General features: G+C 69.5%; 14 protein-coding genes. 7 read left to right on the top strand and 7 right to left on the bottom strand.

Annotation, left to right across the window (positions count from 1 at the left end; all coding sequences use genetic code 11):
- The first annotated feature begins 10 nt into the window (after positions 1-10).
- Both QK291_RS13925 and QK291_RS13920 read left to right on the top strand, forming a co-directional pair.
- Complete coding sequence (locus QK291_RS13925; protein ID WP_282382900.1) at positions 11-469, top strand: TadE family type IV pilus minor pilin; 459 nt, start codon at positions 11-13, stop codon at positions 467-469.
- On the top strand, positions 466-858 hold the full coding sequence (locus QK291_RS13920) for an Rv3654c family TadE-like protein (RefSeq protein WP_282382898.1): 393 nt from the start codon (positions 466-468) through the stop codon (positions 856-858). The genes QK291_RS13925 and QK291_RS13920 overlap by 4 nt, the downstream gene beginning before the upstream one ends.
- Positions 859-896: 38 nt before the next feature.
- Here the strand turns inward: QK291_RS13920 and QK291_RS13915 are convergent, their stop codons facing one another.
- Both QK291_RS13915 and QK291_RS13910 read right to left on the bottom strand, forming a co-directional pair.
- On the bottom strand, positions 897-3,284 hold the full coding sequence (locus QK291_RS13915) for a DEAD/DEAH box helicase (RefSeq protein WP_282382896.1): 2,388 nt from the start codon (positions 3,282-3,284) through the stop codon (positions 897-899).
- 61 nt (positions 3,285-3,345) lie between these two features.
- Positions 3,346-4,038: a GNAT family N-acetyltransferase gene (locus QK291_RS13910; protein ID WP_282382895.1), complete on the bottom strand. Its 693-nt coding sequence runs from the start codon at positions 4,036-4,038 to the stop codon at positions 3,346-3,348.
- A gap of 202 nt (positions 4,039-4,240) precedes the next feature.
- Between QK291_RS13910 and QK291_RS13905 the strand changes: the two genes are divergently transcribed.
- Complete coding sequence (locus tag QK291_RS13905) at positions 4,241-5,134, top strand: rhodanese-related sulfurtransferase (protein ID WP_282382892.1); 894 nt, start codon at positions 4,241-4,243, stop codon at positions 5,132-5,134.
- 97 nt (positions 5,135-5,231) lie between these two features.
- Here QK291_RS13905 and QK291_RS13900 read toward each other — a convergent pair whose 3' ends face one another.
- From QK291_RS13900 to QK291_RS13885, 4 genes are all read right to left on the bottom strand, one after another.
- Positions 5,232-5,720, bottom strand: a complete 489-nt coding sequence (locus QK291_RS13900; RefSeq protein WP_282382889.1) for a hypothetical protein — start codon at positions 5,718-5,720, stop codon at positions 5,232-5,234.
- Positions 5,721-5,844: 124 nt separating this feature from the next.
- Entirely contained in the window at positions 5,845-6,417 is a 573-nt protein-coding gene (locus QK291_RS13895) for a hypothetical protein (RefSeq protein ID WP_282382887.1), read from the bottom strand.
- A gap of 68 nt (positions 6,418-6,485) precedes the next feature.
- On the bottom strand, positions 6,486-6,989 hold the full coding sequence (locus QK291_RS13890) for a hypothetical protein (RefSeq protein WP_282382884.1): 504 nt from the start codon (positions 6,987-6,989) through the stop codon (positions 6,486-6,488).
- A gap of 70 nt (positions 6,990-7,059) precedes the next feature.
- Positions 7,060-8,217, bottom strand: coding sequence for a hypothetical protein (locus QK291_RS13885; RefSeq protein WP_282382882.1), 1,158 nt, complete (start codon positions 8,215-8,217; stop codon positions 7,060-7,062).
- 350 nt (positions 8,218-8,567) lie between these two features.
- Between QK291_RS13885 and QK291_RS13880 the strand changes: the two genes are divergently transcribed.
- Together QK291_RS13880 and QK291_RS13875 are read left to right on the top strand one after the other, a co-directional pair.
- A complete protein-coding gene (locus QK291_RS13880; protein WP_282382880.1) occupies positions 8,568-9,338 on the top strand; it encodes a MerR family transcriptional regulator in 771 nt (256 codons plus the stop codon).
- 124 nt (positions 9,339-9,462) lie between these two features.
- The gene (locus QK291_RS13875; RefSeq protein ID WP_282382878.1) at positions 9,463-11,130 is read left to right on the top strand and encodes a methyltransferase; all 1,668 of its coding nucleotides are present in this window, start codon (positions 9,463-9,465) and stop codon (positions 11,128-11,130) included.
- On the opposite strand, the gene QK291_RS13870 is transcribed toward QK291_RS13875, so the two are convergent.
- Positions 11,116-12,492 (bottom strand): MFS transporter, encoded by a 1,377-nt coding sequence (locus QK291_RS13870; RefSeq protein WP_282382876.1) that lies wholly within the window; start codon positions 12,490-12,492, stop codon positions 11,116-11,118. The two genes, QK291_RS13875 and QK291_RS13870, sit on opposite strands and share 15 nt — an antisense overlap.
- A 79-nt stretch (positions 12,493-12,571) precedes the next feature.
- Here QK291_RS13870 and QK291_RS13865 point away from each other — a divergent pair, with 79 nt between their 5' ends.
- Both QK291_RS13865 and topA read left to right on the top strand, forming a co-directional pair.
- Positions 12,572-13,240: a winged helix-turn-helix domain-containing protein gene (locus QK291_RS13865; RefSeq protein ID WP_282382874.1), complete on the top strand. Its 669-nt coding sequence runs from the start codon at positions 12,572-12,574 to the stop codon at positions 13,238-13,240.
- A gap of 181 nt (positions 13,241-13,421) precedes the next feature.
- Entirely contained in the window at positions 13,422-16,157 is a 2,736-nt protein-coding gene (topA, locus tag QK291_RS13860; protein ID WP_282382872.1) for a type I DNA topoisomerase, read from the top strand.
- Positions 16,158-16,186 lie beyond the last annotated feature (29 nt).

The raw sequence follows: 16,186 nt of genomic DNA, 5'->3' as shown, positions 1-16,186 counted from the left end.
GCCGGGGGGCGTGAACGGGGCAGCGTCACCTCCAGCCGCACGGCGCCCCCGGCGGCGGCAGGGCGCGGACACATGCCGCGGCGTCGTAACTGCCGAATTCGCAGTGGCGCTGCCCGCCGTCCTGCTCCTGCTCGCGCTGCTTCTGGCCGGCTCGGCGGCGGGAGTCACCCAGCTGCGGCTGGAGGAGGCGGCACGGGCCGGTGCCCGGGCCCTGGCCCGGGGCGAGGATGCCGCCGCCGTGGATGTGATCGTCCGCCGGCTCGCGGGCGCCTCAGCGGCGTCGGCGGTGGCATCCGACGGCGGATGGCTCAGCGTCACAGTATCCGGCAAGGTTCCGGGTGCCGTTGGCGCGCTCCTTCCCTGGACTCTCACGGCCCGCGCCTGGACCAGGGGCGAATCGTCCGTGCCCCCGGCCGCGGCCCGGGTCCCCCCGGCCTGGCGCCATCAGCTGCAAGGCCCGGCCGCATGAGCCGCCCTGGCAGCCGCAGCACACGCCCGGGCGGGGAGCCCGGGGAATCCGGGGAGCGCGGCGCCGGCACAGTCCTGGCGCTCGGGCTGGGGCTGCTGGTCGTGCTCGCCGCGGTCCTGCTCGCACTGCTGGCCCAGTCGGCCGCGATGGCGTCCCGGGCGGCGGCTGCCGCGGACCTGGCGGCCCTCGCCGCCGCGGATGCGGCCCGGGGCATCGCTCCGGGCGAGCCGTGCGCGGTCGCCGTGGACGTGGCACACCGGAACGGGGCCCGGGTCCTGAGCTGCGCGGTCGGCGCCGGGTTCACGGTCCAGGTCCGGACTGAACTCGTCGTCCGCATTCCCCTGGGTGCGGCCACCGGTCTGGCCAGGGCCGGGCCGCCGCCGCCGTGAGCGGGTGGCCATGGCCGTGGCCGGGGACACAGCCGCGGCTACGCCTGCAGCGGCGTCGCGGCGTGGTCCGGCCGCCCGGTGAGCATCTGGTCTGTCGCGTCCTGGAGCAGCACGTCGATAAGGGTCACGGCGGCGTCCTTGTCGAGGGGATTGTTCTTGTTGCCGCACTTGGGCGACTGCACGCAGGACGGGCAGCCGGACTCGCATTCGCAGGCCTTGATCGCGTCGCGGGTGGCGGCGAGCCAGACCCGGGCCTTGTCGTAGCCGCGCTCGGCGAAGCCTGCCCCGCCGGGGTGGCCGTCGTACACAAAGATGGTCGGCACGCCGGTGTCGGCGTGAATGGCCGTGGACACTCCGCCGATGTCCCAGCGGTCGCTGGAGGCTACCAGCGGCAGCAGACCGATGGCTGCGTGCTCTGCGGCGTGCAGGGCGCCCGGGAACTGGGCCTCGATCAGCCCCGCGCCGGTCAGCGAGCGGTTGTCCATGACAAACCACACTGCTTTGGTGAACAGGTCCCGGGCGCCCAGCTGCAGCGGTTCTTCGCCGAGGATCTCATTGGAAATCAGCGCCTTGCGCTGGAAAGAGACCACCTGCGTTGTGACCTTCACGTCGCCGAAGTGAACGGCCACATCCCCCCACTGGGTGGTGCGCTGCGTTTCGAGCACCTCGATCTGCGTCACGTCCCGTGCGGTGGTGTAGTAGTCGGGGTTCGCCCGGCGCACCATCACGCAGTGATCGTCCTCGTTCAGGTCCTCCACCACGTAGCTCTCGCCCTGGTGGACGTAGATCGCACCTGTGTGGGCCTGGTAATGCGTCTGCGGGGAATCCATGGTCCCGAGCAGGGACCCCGTGTCGGCGTCCACGATGCTCACCGGGCCGCCGCCGTCGGCCCTCAGGTTAACCATGGCCGCGGCGCTTTGCGGGTGGGTCCAGAACCACCCCGCCGGGCGCCGGCGCAGGTATCCCTGGGCCACGAGTTGGTCCAGCAATTTCTCGGACGTCGCACCGAAAAGGCCCAGTTCGGCGTGCCCGATCGGCAGTTCGGCGGCGGCGGCACACAGGTGCGGACCCAGCACGTAAGGATTGGAGGGATCGAAGACCGTGGCCTCCACCGAGACGTCGAAGATCGCCTCGGGGTGGTTTACCAGATAGGTGTCCAGCGGGTCATCGCTGGCGACGAAGGCGGCGATGGCATCCTGCCCGGCCCGGCCGGCCCGGCCGATCTGCTGGAACAACGACGCGCGGGTCCCGGGCCAGCCGGCCACGAGCACGGCGTCGAGTCCGGAGATGTCAATTCCCAGTTCCAGGGCCGAGGTGCTGGAGACGCCCAGCAGCTCGCCGGAGCGCAGCGCTTTCTCCAGGGCCCGGCGCTCCTCCGGCAGGTAGCCCGAGCGGTAGGCCGCGACCCGTTGCGGCAGGCTGGGATCGACCTCGTCGAGGAGGCGCCTGGTGATGGTGGCAATGGTTTCTGCGCCGCGCCGGGACTTGATGAACGCAATGGTCCGCACCCGCGACGAGACCAGATTGGCCAGCAGGTCCGCGGTTTCCGCGACGGCCGTGCGCCGCTCCTTGGCGCCGTTCTCGCCGCGGACCTCGGTCAGGGCAGGCTCCCAGAACGCGACGGTCGTGGAGCCGTGGGGCGAGGAGTCCTTGGACACAGCCCGGACCGGAGCGCCGATGAGCCGGCCGAAGGAGGTGCCGGGCTCCGACGCCGTGGCGGAGGCTGCGATGAACACCGGTCCGGACCCGTCCGGGCTGTAGTAGGCGCAGATCCGGCGCAGCCGGCGCATCAGGTTGGCCACGTGGGATCCGAAGACGCCGCGGTAGCTGTGGGCCTCGTCCACGACCACGTAGCGCAGCCGGCGGAAGAACCGCGCCCACCAGGCGTGGTTGGGGAGGATACCGAAGTGCAGCATGTCCGGGTTGGCCAGAATGAAGTTCGCGTGGTCCCGGATCCAGCGGCGGGACGCGGGGTCGGTGTCGCCGTCATAGGTCTCGGCCCGGACGGTGGGGAGTTTCAGCGCCCGGATGGCGGCCAGCTGGTCGGCGGCCAGGGCCTTGGTGGGCGACAGATACAAGGTGACGGCGCCGTCGTCGTGGATCTTGCCCGGTTCGGCAAGGACCCGCAGTTCAGAGCGGTGGATCGCGTCCAGCGCCGGCAGCTGGTAGGCCAGCGACTTTCCGGAGGCGGTGCCGGTGGCGATCACCACGTGCTCGCCGGCGTGGGCGAGGTCGGCGGCCTGGATCTGGTGGCGGTACGGCTCGTGGATGCCGAGCGAACCGTAGGCGATCACCACATCGGGGTGGGTCCACTCAGGCCAGGGCGCGTGCACGGCCTCGCGGGCGGGAATGGTGCGCACATGGCGGAGCTGTTCCGGGTCCGGGCCGCGGCCCAGCAACGGAATCAGGGACTCATGTGGGTTCACTCGTACATTCTTTCACCCGGCCTCAAATCGTCCGGGGCGCGTGACCCTCCGGCCCAGGGCCTCAGCCCACGGACAGGTCCGAGCCCTCGTCGGAGGCGGAGAGCATCAGCACGCGGCTGACCGTGGTCCAGCCGAGGTGAGAGTAGAGCTGCTGCCCGTCGAGTGAAGCGAGCAGGAGCCCGGTTTCGACGTCGTGCTCAAAAGCCTGGGCGGCGAGGGCGCGCATGATGAAGCTGCCCAGACCCCGGCGCTGGTACCCGGGCTCGGTGACGATCTTGTCGAAGATTGCAGTGTGGCCCACCACGAACAGGCGCCCGCTTGCCGCCACCTCTTCCCCTGCATACACCACGGCATGGTGGACCCCGTCGATCCGGGACGGAACCCACCGGAGATCATCATCCGGAAGCCAGGGATCCTCGGCGTCCTGGGTCTCCATGTCCACGATCATCATCGTCTGCGAGGCGGACGTGACGTTGAGCCTGTGCTGCTGGGCCAGGAAGTGGTACCGCGCCACGTTATTCGTGAGGACCGTGAGGATCCGGGCGGGTACCTCGGCGGTGGCAGCGGCCAGGGCCGCGAACTCCGCATCGGAGGGATCATGGGCGAAGTATTCCCATTCGTGGGTTGTGTCCCCCCTGAACGCCGCCGGGAAGCGGCCCTCCCTGCGTGTCTCATATCCCCGGCAGCCGGCCCAGCCGGTGACCCAGATTTCCAGCAGATGAGTGGTGTCTTCCACCATGGCCTCAAGACTCATGTGATGAGCGTATTCCAGCCCCGCCGCAAGCAACAGTGGCCGGGTCCGGGAACAGGTCTTGCTTACGGAATTGTGACCGGACCGCCGCCCCCTGCGTCGGCGGGACGGGCGTCTGGACCGCTGCCACGGGTCCGCAGAACGGGCGTCCCCGCGCCCCGGCCCGCTGACCGGGGCTTCCAGTGACACCCGGTACCCTTAAAACGTGGCTTTGAACAGAATTGTGCTCTTTTACGGCTTTACCCCGCTCCCGGACCCGGACGCCGTCCGGCTCTGGCAGCGTGCGCTTTGCGAGAAACTCGGCCTGACCGGCCGCATTATCATCTCCAAGGACGGCATCAATGCGACCGTCGGCGGTCAGCTAAACGCGGTCAAGCAGTACGTGAAGACCACCCGTGAATACAAGGGATTCCACGGGATCGACGTGAAGTGGTCCGACGGCGGCGCCGCCGATTTCCCCCGGCTGAGCGTCAAGGTCCGCGACGAGATTGTCTCCTTTGGCGCCCCCGGAGAGCTCAGGGTCGATGCCGGCGGCGTCGTCGGCGGCGGTACCCGCCTTTTGCCCGAGGAACTGCACGAGCTCGTGGCCGCGCGGAAGGAGGCCGGGGAGGACGTCGTGTTCTTCGACGGCCGCAACGGCTTCGAGGCCCAGATCGGCAAATTCAAGGACGCGATCGTCCCGGATGCGGCCACCACCCACGACTTCATCAAGGAACTCGACTCAGGCAAGTACGACGCGCTCAAGGACAAACCGGTCGTCACGTACTGCACTGGCGGCATCCGCTGCGAGGTGCTGTCGAGCCTGATGGTCAAACGCGGCTTCAAGGAGGTCTACCAGCTCGACGGCGGGATCGTCCGCTACGGCGAAACCTTCAAGGACCAGGGCCTCTGGGAGGGGTCCCTCTACGTGTTCGACAAGCGCATGCACCTTGAATTCAGCGAGGACGCGAAGACCATTGGCGCATGCGTCCGCTGCTCTGCGCCCACGAGTAAATTCGAGAACTGCTCCAACGCGTCCTGCCGCACACTCACGCTCTATTGCTCGGACTGCGCCGCCAGCCCAGAGACGCTCCGCTGCCCAGACGGCTGCGCGGCCTGAATCCGTCCAGCCAGGGGCCAGTCCGCCTGAATCCGGCCAGCCAGGGGCCAGTCCGCCAGTTATCCTGCGGTCTGGGTTCGCAGACCGGCGTGTGGCCTCAGATGCGGGTTACCCGGTAGGCGAAGTTGGCTCCGGCGACGGCTTCCACCTTGATGGTGAGCACGGCGTCGGCGCTCAGATACACGACGTTTACGCGTGGGGTTTCGCAGCGCAGGTTAAGGTCCACCAGTTCCTGGTCCCCGTGTTCGATACTGAACGAGACCCGTCGCGGGCTCCGGCAGGCGAGGGTCAACGAATAGGTGCCGCTGGGCAGCTGGGCAGTTGTCTCCTCCCGTTCCTCATCTGCCTCAAGGGTGCCGTAGCCGGTGTGGAGCACCTCGCCTTCGGTGGCGGGGAGAACCAGGGACAGCCACGCATCCAGTTCGGCGCCGGAGACAGGCTGTCGCGTCGCCGGATCCCCTGGCAGCGCCGCATCGGTGGACCCCGGGGCGGATGCAGACTCCGTCCCGCTGGCAAAAGCGTCTTCGTATTCGTAGGCGCACCCAGCCAGGGCCATTGCCGCGGCCAGAATCAACGAAAGTCCCAAGGCTGATGCCTTGCGACTCCGTGCCACGCCCGTCACTGGAACAGTGGGCATAGCCAGACTGTAACCCCGCCCCTGCCTGAGCGCCAGAGTCTAATGGCGGGTGGAATTAGGGTGCCGCCGGTGTCTACTGCCCCGACTCGTTGAAGCTGATCCGGACACCTGCAACGGCGCCGGTCCGGGGCTCTGGACCGCCGTCGCCATACCGGATGAGGTGAGCCGATGCGGTCCCGGGTAGCAGGTCGATCAGCGCTTCCGCCACGCTCCCGCAGTCGAAGTTTCGCTCCAGGAGCGTGCCGCCTTGGCGGGCGCCCTGGGTGACGGACAGGTGCGCATCGGCTGCCCCGACGCAGGCTGCGGTGACTTTGTACTGCCCGGCCCGAGTGATAATGCCCGACGTCGCGAGTCCTCCGCTGCTGGTGTCGCCGATCCCGCCCGATCCGCCGAAGAGAAGGCCCTCCGGTGAGCCGAGCACGGCGTCCAGCTCCAGCAAGTTGCGGGCCTGGGCGGCAGCGAGTTCCGGGTCCAGGGCGGGCAACGGTGCCCTGGCAGGGTACGACCGGGCGGACGGCCCGGCCGCGGCCGGTGAGAGTCCGACGTCGTCGGCGACTTCACATCCGGCCAGCGACGCTGCAGTGGCGGCCACCGCCAGCAACAGTGCGGCCCGAACCGGCCGGTGCATACCCCCAGTAGCAGACATGAACCGAGCCTAGCGGCGGGGGCGATGAACACAAGTCCCGGCGCCACTGCCGTGTCGGATGCAGGCTGCTACGCCGCAGGCACCAGGTGGTAGGCGTAAATGAGCGGAGCATCCACACTTGAGGCGCCGATCTGAAGGGTGCCCGCGGCAGGTACTTTGATGCGTACTGTCTCGCGGCTGCCGTTGCAGGCCGCACCGGCTTCGGTCAGCCTGGTGCCATCGAGGGAGACGTCGAAGAAGGCCTTGCCTCCGCCCTCACAGGTGATGGTCAGGACGTAACTGCCCGCCCCAATCCCGGGTGCGGTCTTGACGACCGGATCGCGGTTGAGGATCTTTCCCGCATCCTCGACCACGACCCCCGCGGCGGCGGGAAGCGCCGTCGCCTTCCACTCCGGCACATCGGCCGCCTCGATGGAACCGGCCGGGGAGCACGCAGCTGCGGCCAGGACGACGGCGGCGCCCGCCGCCAGCGCGTGCGCGGTGCGCCAGATGGGCCGGGCTGTGTGCCGGATGGGCGGGGCGGCGCGCCGGATGGTCCGGGCACGCCGGGGGCCGGGGGAAAGGAAAAGCATGCCTCCAACTTACCGCCGTTGCGGCCGGCAGCTGATTCCCCGGCTGCCGCCCCGGACCGGCCCCGCGGCCCTAACCGGCGATCAGCTCGAGCACTTCGCCCCGGTGCAAGGCAAGGTAGACGCGGTCGCGCAGGCGGTTGGCCTCCCCGTCCGTCAGCGTCCGGTCCAGCGGCTGCAGCACCAGCCGCAGCAGCACGTTCAGCTGGCCCGGAGCGAGCCGGAGCCGTTCGACGGCGGCGGGCGGAAGTCCCGACGCCGGGGTGACGGCCCGAATCTCCAGGGCGGCCAGCGAATCGGACTCCGCCCCGAGGGCCGTGCGCGCACGGTCACCCAGCAGTTCGACGTCGGCCTCCGCCTCGGATCCGAGCACGAGGGACAGATCGCGCCTGACCTCCGGCATGACCGATACGGGCCGGTAGGGGTCCAGGTCCAGCAGCTGGGCCTGGACCTCGGGGTTCTCCGAGCGCAGGAGCCGGATGTCCCGGATGCCTTTGCGAAGCATCAGGGCACGGTCCAGCCCCAGTCCCAGGGCGAGGCCGGACCAGCGGCGCGGATCCAGGCCGGAGCCCCGCAGGACCTGCGCGGCGACGAGGCCGCATTCGGCCAGTTCCAGCCATTCCCGGCTGCCGTCGGGCTGGCTGACGAGCACGTCGAGCTGCCTGCCGGTGTCCGTGTAGTGGTGCCGTGCCTCGGTCGCGCGCCACTGGACGTCGGGGTGCAGGGCGGCCGGCAGCACGGCCTCCACGACTGCGGCCATCATCCGGTCCAGCTCGGCGGAACCCAGCAGGCCACGCGCTTTAAGCCGCCACAGATCCAGCTGGTGCGGGGCGCCCACGTGGGTGCGGTCGATCGAGTCCCGCCGGTACACCAGGCCCGGAAGCGCATGCAGTCGGTCGTAGTGGCCCATTTCCTGGCGCAGCGAATCCAGCAGGGCCGGGACACCCGACGAGGTGTGGCTCCGCAGCATCACCGTGGGGCTGACATGTCGGGAGTAGCGAGAATCGCGCGTGACGTCGTCGGGGGAGTAACCCAGTCGGTCGTAGTTGTCGGCTGTGGCGACGAGGGGGCTGAGCCGGTGCGCTGCAGTTCCGATGCCCCAGAGGTCTTCCAGGGCCGCGGTGACGTCCGCCAGTAGCAGGGACATCGCGTGCGGGCCCTGGGCCGGATCGGACAAATCGCGGAGCGCGAGGGCGGTCTGCAGTTCAATTGGGGTCAAATAGGTCTTCATGAGGGGTCCTTGGTCTGGAGTGCGGGAGGGGGAACTTCACCCTCAGCCGCTGCACCGGACGGACCCCGGCGGCTGCAGTTATGCGCCCGACAAGAAGCCCGTGCGGCCGGAAAGCGGCCGAGGGCTGATAAATCGCTGCTGCGTGTACATACGGCCAATGCTACGGCAGTCGGCCGGCGTCCCGGCGGAAGCGCCAGGTCCCGGCTGACCCCGCTCGTCCCGGCTGACCCCGCTCGTGCCGGCTGAACGCCAGGTCCAGGGGCGGGCCTTGACCTTGACGTAGCGTCAAGCCCTAGCATCGGGTTACCGGCCCGGACGCGGCCGGTTCCGGAACGTAAGGGGGCAGCCACATGGAATGGTCCGTGCAACAGATCGCCAGGATCGCCGGGACCACGAGCCGGACACTGCGCCACTACGACGACGTCGGGCTGCTCAAGCCCAGCCGGACCGGCGACAACGGCTACCGGTTCTACGACCAGGCCTCCCTAGTGCGGCTGCAGCGCATCCTGCTCCTGCGGGACCTGGGGCTGGGGCTCCCGGCCATCGCCGAGGTCCTCGGCCACGAGCCTGATGCCGTCAAGGCACTGGGCCGGCACCTGGGCTGGCTCCGGCAGGAACAGGACCGGCTGGCACGGCAGGTCGCCTCGGTCCGGCAGACGATTGAAGCACTCAGAGAAGGAGGACAGATCATGGCGGAGATAATGTTCGACGGCTTCGACCACACGCAGTACAAGGATGAGGTCGAGGAGCGCTGGGGCAAGGACGCCTACGCGCAGGGCGATTCCTGGTGGCGCGGGATGGGCCCGGCCGGGCAGGAGGCCTGGAAGCAGCGTTCCCGGCAGCTGGGCAGCGACTGGATCGCGGTGGCGGAGTCCGGTGCCGCCGCGGACAGCGCCGAGGCGCAGAAGCTGGCCCGGCGGCAGGTTGAATGGCTCACCGGAATACCCGGCACGCCCGCCTCGGCCTCCGCCGCCGGCAGTGACGGCGACGTGAGGGGCTACGTCACCGGCCTCGGCGAGATGTATGTTGCCGATCCGCGGTTCGCCTCGAACTACGGCGGCGAAGCCGGGGCAACCTTCGTCCGCGACGCCCTCCGGATCTACGCCGCGAAGCACCTCTAGGCCGAGGCCTCCAGCCCCTGCCCGGCGGCCCAGGGGCCGCCCCCCGGCCCCACGCCCCTGCCGGCGCCCCCGCGCGTCGGGCCCGCAAGCCCCGGGGCCGCCAGGCCGGGACTAAACTTGTCCGGTGACTCCCTCAACGCATTTCACGGCCGGCAACACCCCCGACGCCCCGCGCAGCGACCTCCCCGGACTGCTCGAAGCCCTGGCCGCGGACCTGCGCGGCATCGGCTACACCGTCGACGGCGTCGCCGGACTCCTCGGCGACGCCGCGCACAGCGCCCTGAGCCGGGACCAGCTGGTTCCCGCGCTGATCGCCACCGAGAGTGCCCGCCGCGGGGAGCGGACGACGGCGGCGCTCGCCGCCGTCGTCCGCTTCTGGCTGCTGGCCGAACCGCAGCCCGCCGCCACCCTCGACGCGGCGCTGCCTGGCATCCGCACCGCGGGCCTGCTGGAACTGGGCCTCGTGGAGCCGTCCGCCGACGGTCTGGTCCAGGCGAAGGTGGACCTGCGGCCCTACGGCTGGAACGGAACCGCCGGGGAAGGCACCCAGGGGGAAGGCGCCCAGAGGGAAAACACTTTCAGCAGCGGCGGCGCGGAGCTCTGGGTAGCCAGCGATCTCGCCGCCCACCAGCGCCCCGGAGTGCTGCGCCACGACCACGTCCTCGGGATCGGGCAGGCCTCCGCCACGCTGGTGCAGGTCACCGCCCGCCGGCACGTGGCCCGGGCGCTGGATCTCGGCACTGGCTGCGGCATCCAGACCTTCCACCTGCTCCACCATGCCGAGCACGTGACGGCCACCGACATCTCCGACCGCTCCCTCGCGTTCACCCGCTTCAACCTGCTGCTCAACGCCGGCGAACTGCACCTGGACCCCTCCGACCCGGAAGCCCGGGTGAGCCTGCGCCGGGGCTCCCTGCTCGATCCGGTCGCGGGCGAGGAGTTTGAGCTGGTGGTCTCCAACCCGCCGTTCGTGATCACGCCGCGCAGCCTTGGGGAGGCTGCCGCGGACCAGTTCACCTACCGCGACGGCGGCCTGCCGGGCGATGACATCGTCGCGTCGCTGGTCCGGGCCCTCCCGTCGGTCCTTGCCCCCGGCGGGACAGCCCAGCTCCTGGGGAACTGGGAGATCCCGGCGGGCGCGGCATGGGACGAACGGCCGCAGGGCTGGGCCGGCCCGGACGCGGACGCATGGTTCATCCAGCGCGAGCAGGTCAGCCCGGAACAGTACGCCGAGACCTGGCTGCAGGACGCCTCCGAGGCCCGCGACCGGCTCCTCTACCAGTACTCGTACGCCGCGTACCTGGACGATTTCGCATCCCGCAACGTCGAGGCCATCGGTTTCGGGATGATCTGGCTGCGGCGGCCGGCCCAAGGCGCCACTCCGGTGCTGAGGCGCTTCGAGGAGATCACCTATCCGATCGAGCAGCCCGCCGGCCCGCACCTGGGTGCCGCCGTGGAACGCGCCGACTGGCTGGCCGTCCATGACCTGTCGGCCGAGCACCTGCTCGTGGCCGAGGACGTCACCGAGGAGCGGCACCAAAGACCGGGAGCCGAACACCCCGGCGTCATCCTGCTGCGCCAGGGTGCGGGTCTGCGCCGCACGAACCTGCTCAGCACCGAACTGGCCGGCTTTGTCTCAGCATGCGACGGAGACCTGTCCGTCGGGCAGATCACCGGCGCCCTGGAGGCGCTCCTGGGCGGGGGCGAGGACTGGGACGCCGGGACCTTCCGCGCCGGGCTCCTCCACGAGGTGGCGAACCTGGTCCGCGACGGCTTCCTACTGCCCGCCTGACGCAGCGGCCGGTGCAGCACCGGCTGTGCCCAGCGCGGCCGGAGCTGCGGACTCCGCGGCCGGTGCAGCACCGGCAGCGGGGACCGCGGGAGTCGCCGCGCCCTCGCGGCCGTAGCGCGGCAGGACATACGCGGTGACGGCCAGGGCCGCCAGGACCCCGCCCACCCCGGCGACCAGGAAGCTCACCCGGATGGGGAGCAGCGCGCCGAGCAGCCCGCCCAGCGCGAGCGCCCCGATCGCGACGGCCCGGGTCATGCCGCCGATGATCGCCATGGCCTGGCCGCGGCCGCTTTCCGGGATCCGCATGATCGCAATCGCCCCGAAGCACGCATTCAGCATCCCGCAGCTTGCCCCCATGGCGGTGTAGGCGACGAACAACAATTCCATGTTCGGCACCAGGGACATGATCCCCAGGAAGGCCGAGGTCAGGGCCATCGAAACCAGCAGCGCGCGCAGCCGGATGGGATGGGTGGTGATCCGGCTGGCCAGCCCCGCCCCGGACGCCATCCCAAGGCCGAACGACGCGGCCAGCAGCCCGTACTGCGTCTCGGTGGCGCCGAGCTCGTCGCGGGCCAGAAACACCTCAAGGACGTTGGTCGCCTCGCCGACGGTGATGAAGAACAGCGCCCCAAGGACCAGAGCCCAGACCAGGCCGTCGCGCCGGATCAGGCGCAGCCCGTCCAGCAGGGCCGGAGGCTCCTTGCCGACCCGCTCGGCGGCCGTGCCACGGCGGGTCCGGATCAGCATGGCACCGGCGGCCATCGCCAGGTAGCAGCCGCTGGCCACGACAAACACCAGGCCGGATCCGCCCCAGCCGCTGAGCAGCCCGCCGGCCACCGGCCCCACCATGCCGGCGATCATGATGGTGGCCTGCATGGTGCCCAGCGCCCGCGGGGTCCGTTCCTCGCCCACGATCCGGGGCAGGAGGGCCTGCCAGGTCGGCCCGGCCACCGCCTGGGCGGTGTCGAGGAGGAAAGTCATGGCGAACAGCACCGGCAGGTAGTTGTCCAGATACTGCATGCCCAGCCCCATCCCGGCGACCGCCGCGGCACTGACCACGGAGGACGCCGTCGCCAGCGTCCTGGAATCCCGGGTGTCGGCCAGCCGGCCCGCCCACGGCGCCAGCAGCACCAGCGGGAGGGCCGAGGAGAGCAGATAGGCCGCGACGAGCCAGGGTCCGGCGACGGACGTCTGGCCGGCGGCGGCGAGGTTCTGAAGGTGTAGCATGACGCTGATGATGACGGCGCCCATGCCGGCGGTGGCAATGAAACGGGCACTGCTGGCCAGGACGAAGTCCCGGTTGCGCCAGAGGGGCTGCGCGGGCGGGGCGGCACCCGGCGCCGTATGAAATGCCTGTTTCATAAATAGCAAACTACTCTCCGGTACATTTTGGTGTCAAGCATTTCTTTCATAGTTTGCTGAAGCTCGGTAGACTGGTGGTGTGAATGCAGAAACCCCAACGGCGGAGTCACCGGTCCCGCCGGCGCCCAAACGCCGGCAGCGCCCGGAGAAGAAAGTGGAGATCACAGACCCGAAGGCGATCAGGGCGCTGGCCCACGCTGCCCGCCTGGAAGTCATCTCCGAACTGTATTCAACCCAGGTGAGCCGGACCGCCACCGAACTCGCCGCGCAGACCGGCCTCACCCCGAGCGCCATGAGCTACCACCTGCGCGCGCTGCAGAAGTGGGGCATCGTGGTCCCGGCCGCCACCGCCGGCGACGCGCGGGAGCGCCGCTGGAAAGCCGCGGGCACCGACTTCACCATCAACTCGGGCGGCGGGGTGGCGAGCCCAGAATTCGCCGTGCTGGACCTTGAACTGGACGCCTACCGCCGGCGCGTCAACGCCTACGCCAAGACCCGGGACGAGCAGCGCCAGCGCGGCGAGGCCGTGGACGGGCCCTCCTCCGTGGTGCTGGCCAGCAACCTGCTCTATCTGACCCGGGACCAGCGGGAGGAGCTGAACAACCGGCTCTTCGAGCTGCTGCGGGACTACGAGCTGGAGGATCCGGACCAGGTCCCCGACGGGGCGGAGCGGATGGCGACCCTGTGGTCGATGATCCCGGATGACCGCGGAAAGCCTCCGGCGAAGCCCTCCGGCAGCCCCGCCTGAGAGCGGCGCGGGCCGCCCTGGCCGGGCCCTGCGGAGGCCTGCCTGACGGGGGTTCATTACGTCCTCAAGTCGTGCCCGGGGCCCCTCCGTTTGGGGCTGGATGCGCGGTAATCCGCAAAATATGGTGAACTAGGCGGGTATGGGCGCATCTGCCCGAGCAACCTTTTTCTGTAGGAGCACCGTGCCAAGCAAGGCCAAAACCGGTAAGAAACTCGTGATTGTGGAGTCTCCCGCCAAGAGCAAGACCATCGCCAAATACCTCGGCGAGGGCTTCATCGTTGAGGCCTCCATTGGTCACATCCGCGACCTCCCGCAGCCGTCGGAACTGCCGGCGGAACTGAAGAAGACCTCGGTGGGCAAGTTCGCCGTCGACGTCGACAACGACTTCAAGCCGTACTACGTGGTGTCCCCGGACAAGAAGAAAAAGGTCGCCGAACTCAAGGCCCAGCTCAAAGACGCCGATGCCCTCTATCTCGCAACCGATGGGGACCGCGAGGGTGAGGCCATCGCGTGGCACCTGCTGGAAGTGCTCAAGCCCAAGGTGCCGGTCTACCGGATGACCTTCGGTGAAATCACCAAGGAAGCCATCCACCGCGCCATGGACAACCTGCGCGACGTCGACCAGGACCTGGTGGACGCGCAGGAAACCCGCCGTGTGCTGGACCGCCTCTACGGCTACGAGATTTCCCCGGTGCTCTGGCGCAAGGTGGCCCGCGGCCTCTCCGCCGGCCGCGTGCAGTCCGTCGTGACGCGCATGGTCGTGGACCGCGAGCGTGAACGGATGGCCTTCAAGTCGGCCTCCTACTGGGACCTGACCGGCCAGTTCGGCGCCGGGTCCGGGACTGCTTCTTCATTCAAAGCGAAGCTGGCCATGGTCGACGGCGCCAAGGTCGCCAGCGGCCGCGACTTCAACGACAGCGGCGAGCTCACCTCCCGCAACGCCGTGCACCTCAACGAGGACCTTGCCATCTCCCTCGCCGCCGGCCTGCAGGACGCCGATTTCCGCGTCCGCTCCGTCGACACCAAGCCGTACACCCGCCGCCCGGCCGCGCCGTTCACCACCTCGACGCTGCAGCAGGAGGCCGGCCGCAAGCTGCGCTTCTCCTCCAAGAGCACCATGCAGGTGGCGCAGCGGCTGTACGAAAACGGCTATATCACCTATATGCGTACGGACTCCTCCGCGCTGAGCAATGAGGCCGTCACGGCCGCGCGGCGCCAGGCCTCCGAGCTGTACGGCCCGGAATACGTTCCCGCCTCCCCGCGCGTCTACAGCGGCAAGGCCGCGAATGCGCAGGAGGCCCACGAGGCAATCCGCCCCGCCGGTGACTCCTTCCGCACCCCGGCCCAGGTGGCCAAGCAGCTCTCCGGCGACGAGTTCCGGCTCTATGAGCTGATCTGGAAGCGCACCGTCGCCTCGCAGATGGCCGATGCCAAGGGCTCGACCGCCACGATCCGCCTCGGTGCTATCGCTGTGGACGGCCGCGACGCCGAGTTCTCGGCCTCCGGCACCGTCATCACCTTCCCCGGCTTCCTCGCCGCCTACGAGGAGGGCAAGGACGAAAGCCGCGGCGACGACGAGTCCGACGAGGCCCGCCGGCTGCCGAACGTGGCGAGGGACGATGTGCTCACCGCCTCGGAGATTGCCGCCGTCGGGCACGAGACGTCCCCGCCGCCGCGCTTCACCGAAGCGTCGCTGACCGCCGAGCTGGAAAAGAAGGGCATCGGCCGTCCGTCGACCTATGCCTCCACCATCTCCACCATCCAGGACCGCGGCTACGTCCGGAAGCAGGGCTCCGCGCTGGTCCCGAGCTGGATCGCGTTCTCCGTGATCCGGTTGCTCGAACAGCACTTCCACGACTACGTGGACTACGAGTTCACGGCCGACATGGAAGCGGACCTGGACAAGATCGCCAACGGCCAGGCCCAGGGGCCCGCCTGGCTCAAGCACTTCTACTTCGGCGAGGATTCCAACCCCGGGCTGCTGAGCATCGTCAACAACCTCGGCGAGATCGACGCCCGCGAAATCAACTCCATTCCAATCACCGAGGGCATCACCCTGCGGGTCGGGAAGTTCGGCCCGTACCTGGAAAGCTCCGTGCCCACCGTTGATCCGAAGACCGGCGAAGTGGTTGAGGCCGCCCGCGCCAACGTCCCCGAGGATCTGGCCCCGGATGAGCTCACCGCGGCCAAGGCGGTCGAGCTGATGGAAACCGCCGCCCCCGAGGAAAGGGTGCTCGGCGCGGACCCGCACACCGGGCACACCGTCGTCGCGAAGAACGGCCGCTACGGCGCTTACGTCACCGAGGTCATCCCGGAGATGACCGAGGAACAGCTCGCCAACCAGCCGGTCGAGTACTACAAGAACGGCAAGCCCAAGCCGCCGAAGAAGCCGGTGAAGGCCAAGCCCCGCACCGGGTCGCTGTTCGCCTCGATGAGTGTGGACACCATCACCCTGGACGAGGCGCTGCAGCTGATGAGCCTGCCCCGGGTGCTCGGCCCGGACGCCGAAGGCACCCCGATCACGGTGCAGAACGGCCGTTTTGGCCCGTACCTGAAGAAGGGCACGGACTCCCGGTCCATCGGCTCGGAAGAGGAAATCTTCACGATCACCCTGCAGCAGGCCCTGGAGATCTACTCCCAGCCGAAGCAGCGCGGCGCCCGCGCCGCCGTCGCGCCGCTGGCCGAATTCGGTCCGGACCCGGTCTCGGAGAAGAACATCGTGGTGAAGGAAGGCCGCTTCGGCCCGTACATCACCGACGGCGTCACCAACATCACCGTGCCGCGCTCCACCTCGCTGGAGGAGCTCACCCGGGAACAGGCCGTCGAACTCCTCGCGGAGAAGCGCGCCAAGGGCCCGGTCAAGCGCACGACGACGGCGCGCAAGGCCCCCGCCCGCAAGGCTGCCGCCAAGAAGTAGGCCCGCCGCGCCCGGCCGCCCCCATGCGC

This window comes from Arthrobacter sp. AL12 (assembly GCF_029960645.1).
GTDB lineage: Bacteria > Actinomycetota > Actinomycetes > Actinomycetales > Micrococcaceae > Arthrobacter.
The sequence above is the reverse complement of the archived record's forward strand: the minus strand, read 5'-3'. Positions and strand labels throughout refer to the sequence as shown.

Excerpts from the sequence above, each read along its gene's own strand:
- QK291_RS13885 (WP_282382882.1), bottom strand. The coding sequence starts at position 8,217 with ATGAAGACCTATTTGACCCCAATTGAACTGCAGACCGCCCTCGCGCTC.
- QK291_RS13895 (WP_282382887.1), bottom strand. The coding sequence starts at position 6,417 with ATGTCTGCTACTGGGGGTATGCACCGGCCGGTTCGGGCCGCACTGTTG.
- QK291_RS13880 (WP_282382880.1), top strand. The coding sequence starts at position 8,568 with ATGGAATGGTCCGTGCAACAGATCGCCAGGATCGCCGGGACCACGAGC.
- QK291_RS13870 (WP_282382876.1), bottom strand. The coding sequence starts at position 12,492 with ATGAAACAGGCATTTCATACGGCGCCGGGTGCCGCCCCGCCCGCGCAG.
- QK291_RS13920 (WP_282382898.1), top strand. The coding sequence starts at position 466 with ATGAGCCGCCCTGGCAGCCGCAGCACACGCCCGGGCGGGGAGCCCGGG.
- QK291_RS13890 (WP_282382884.1), bottom strand. The coding sequence starts at position 6,989 with ATGCTTTTCCTTTCCCCCGGCCCCCGGCGTGCCCGGACCATCCGGCGC.
- QK291_RS13910 (WP_282382895.1), bottom strand. The coding sequence starts at position 4,038 with ATGAGTCTTGAGGCCATGGTGGAAGACACCACTCATCTGCTGGAAATC.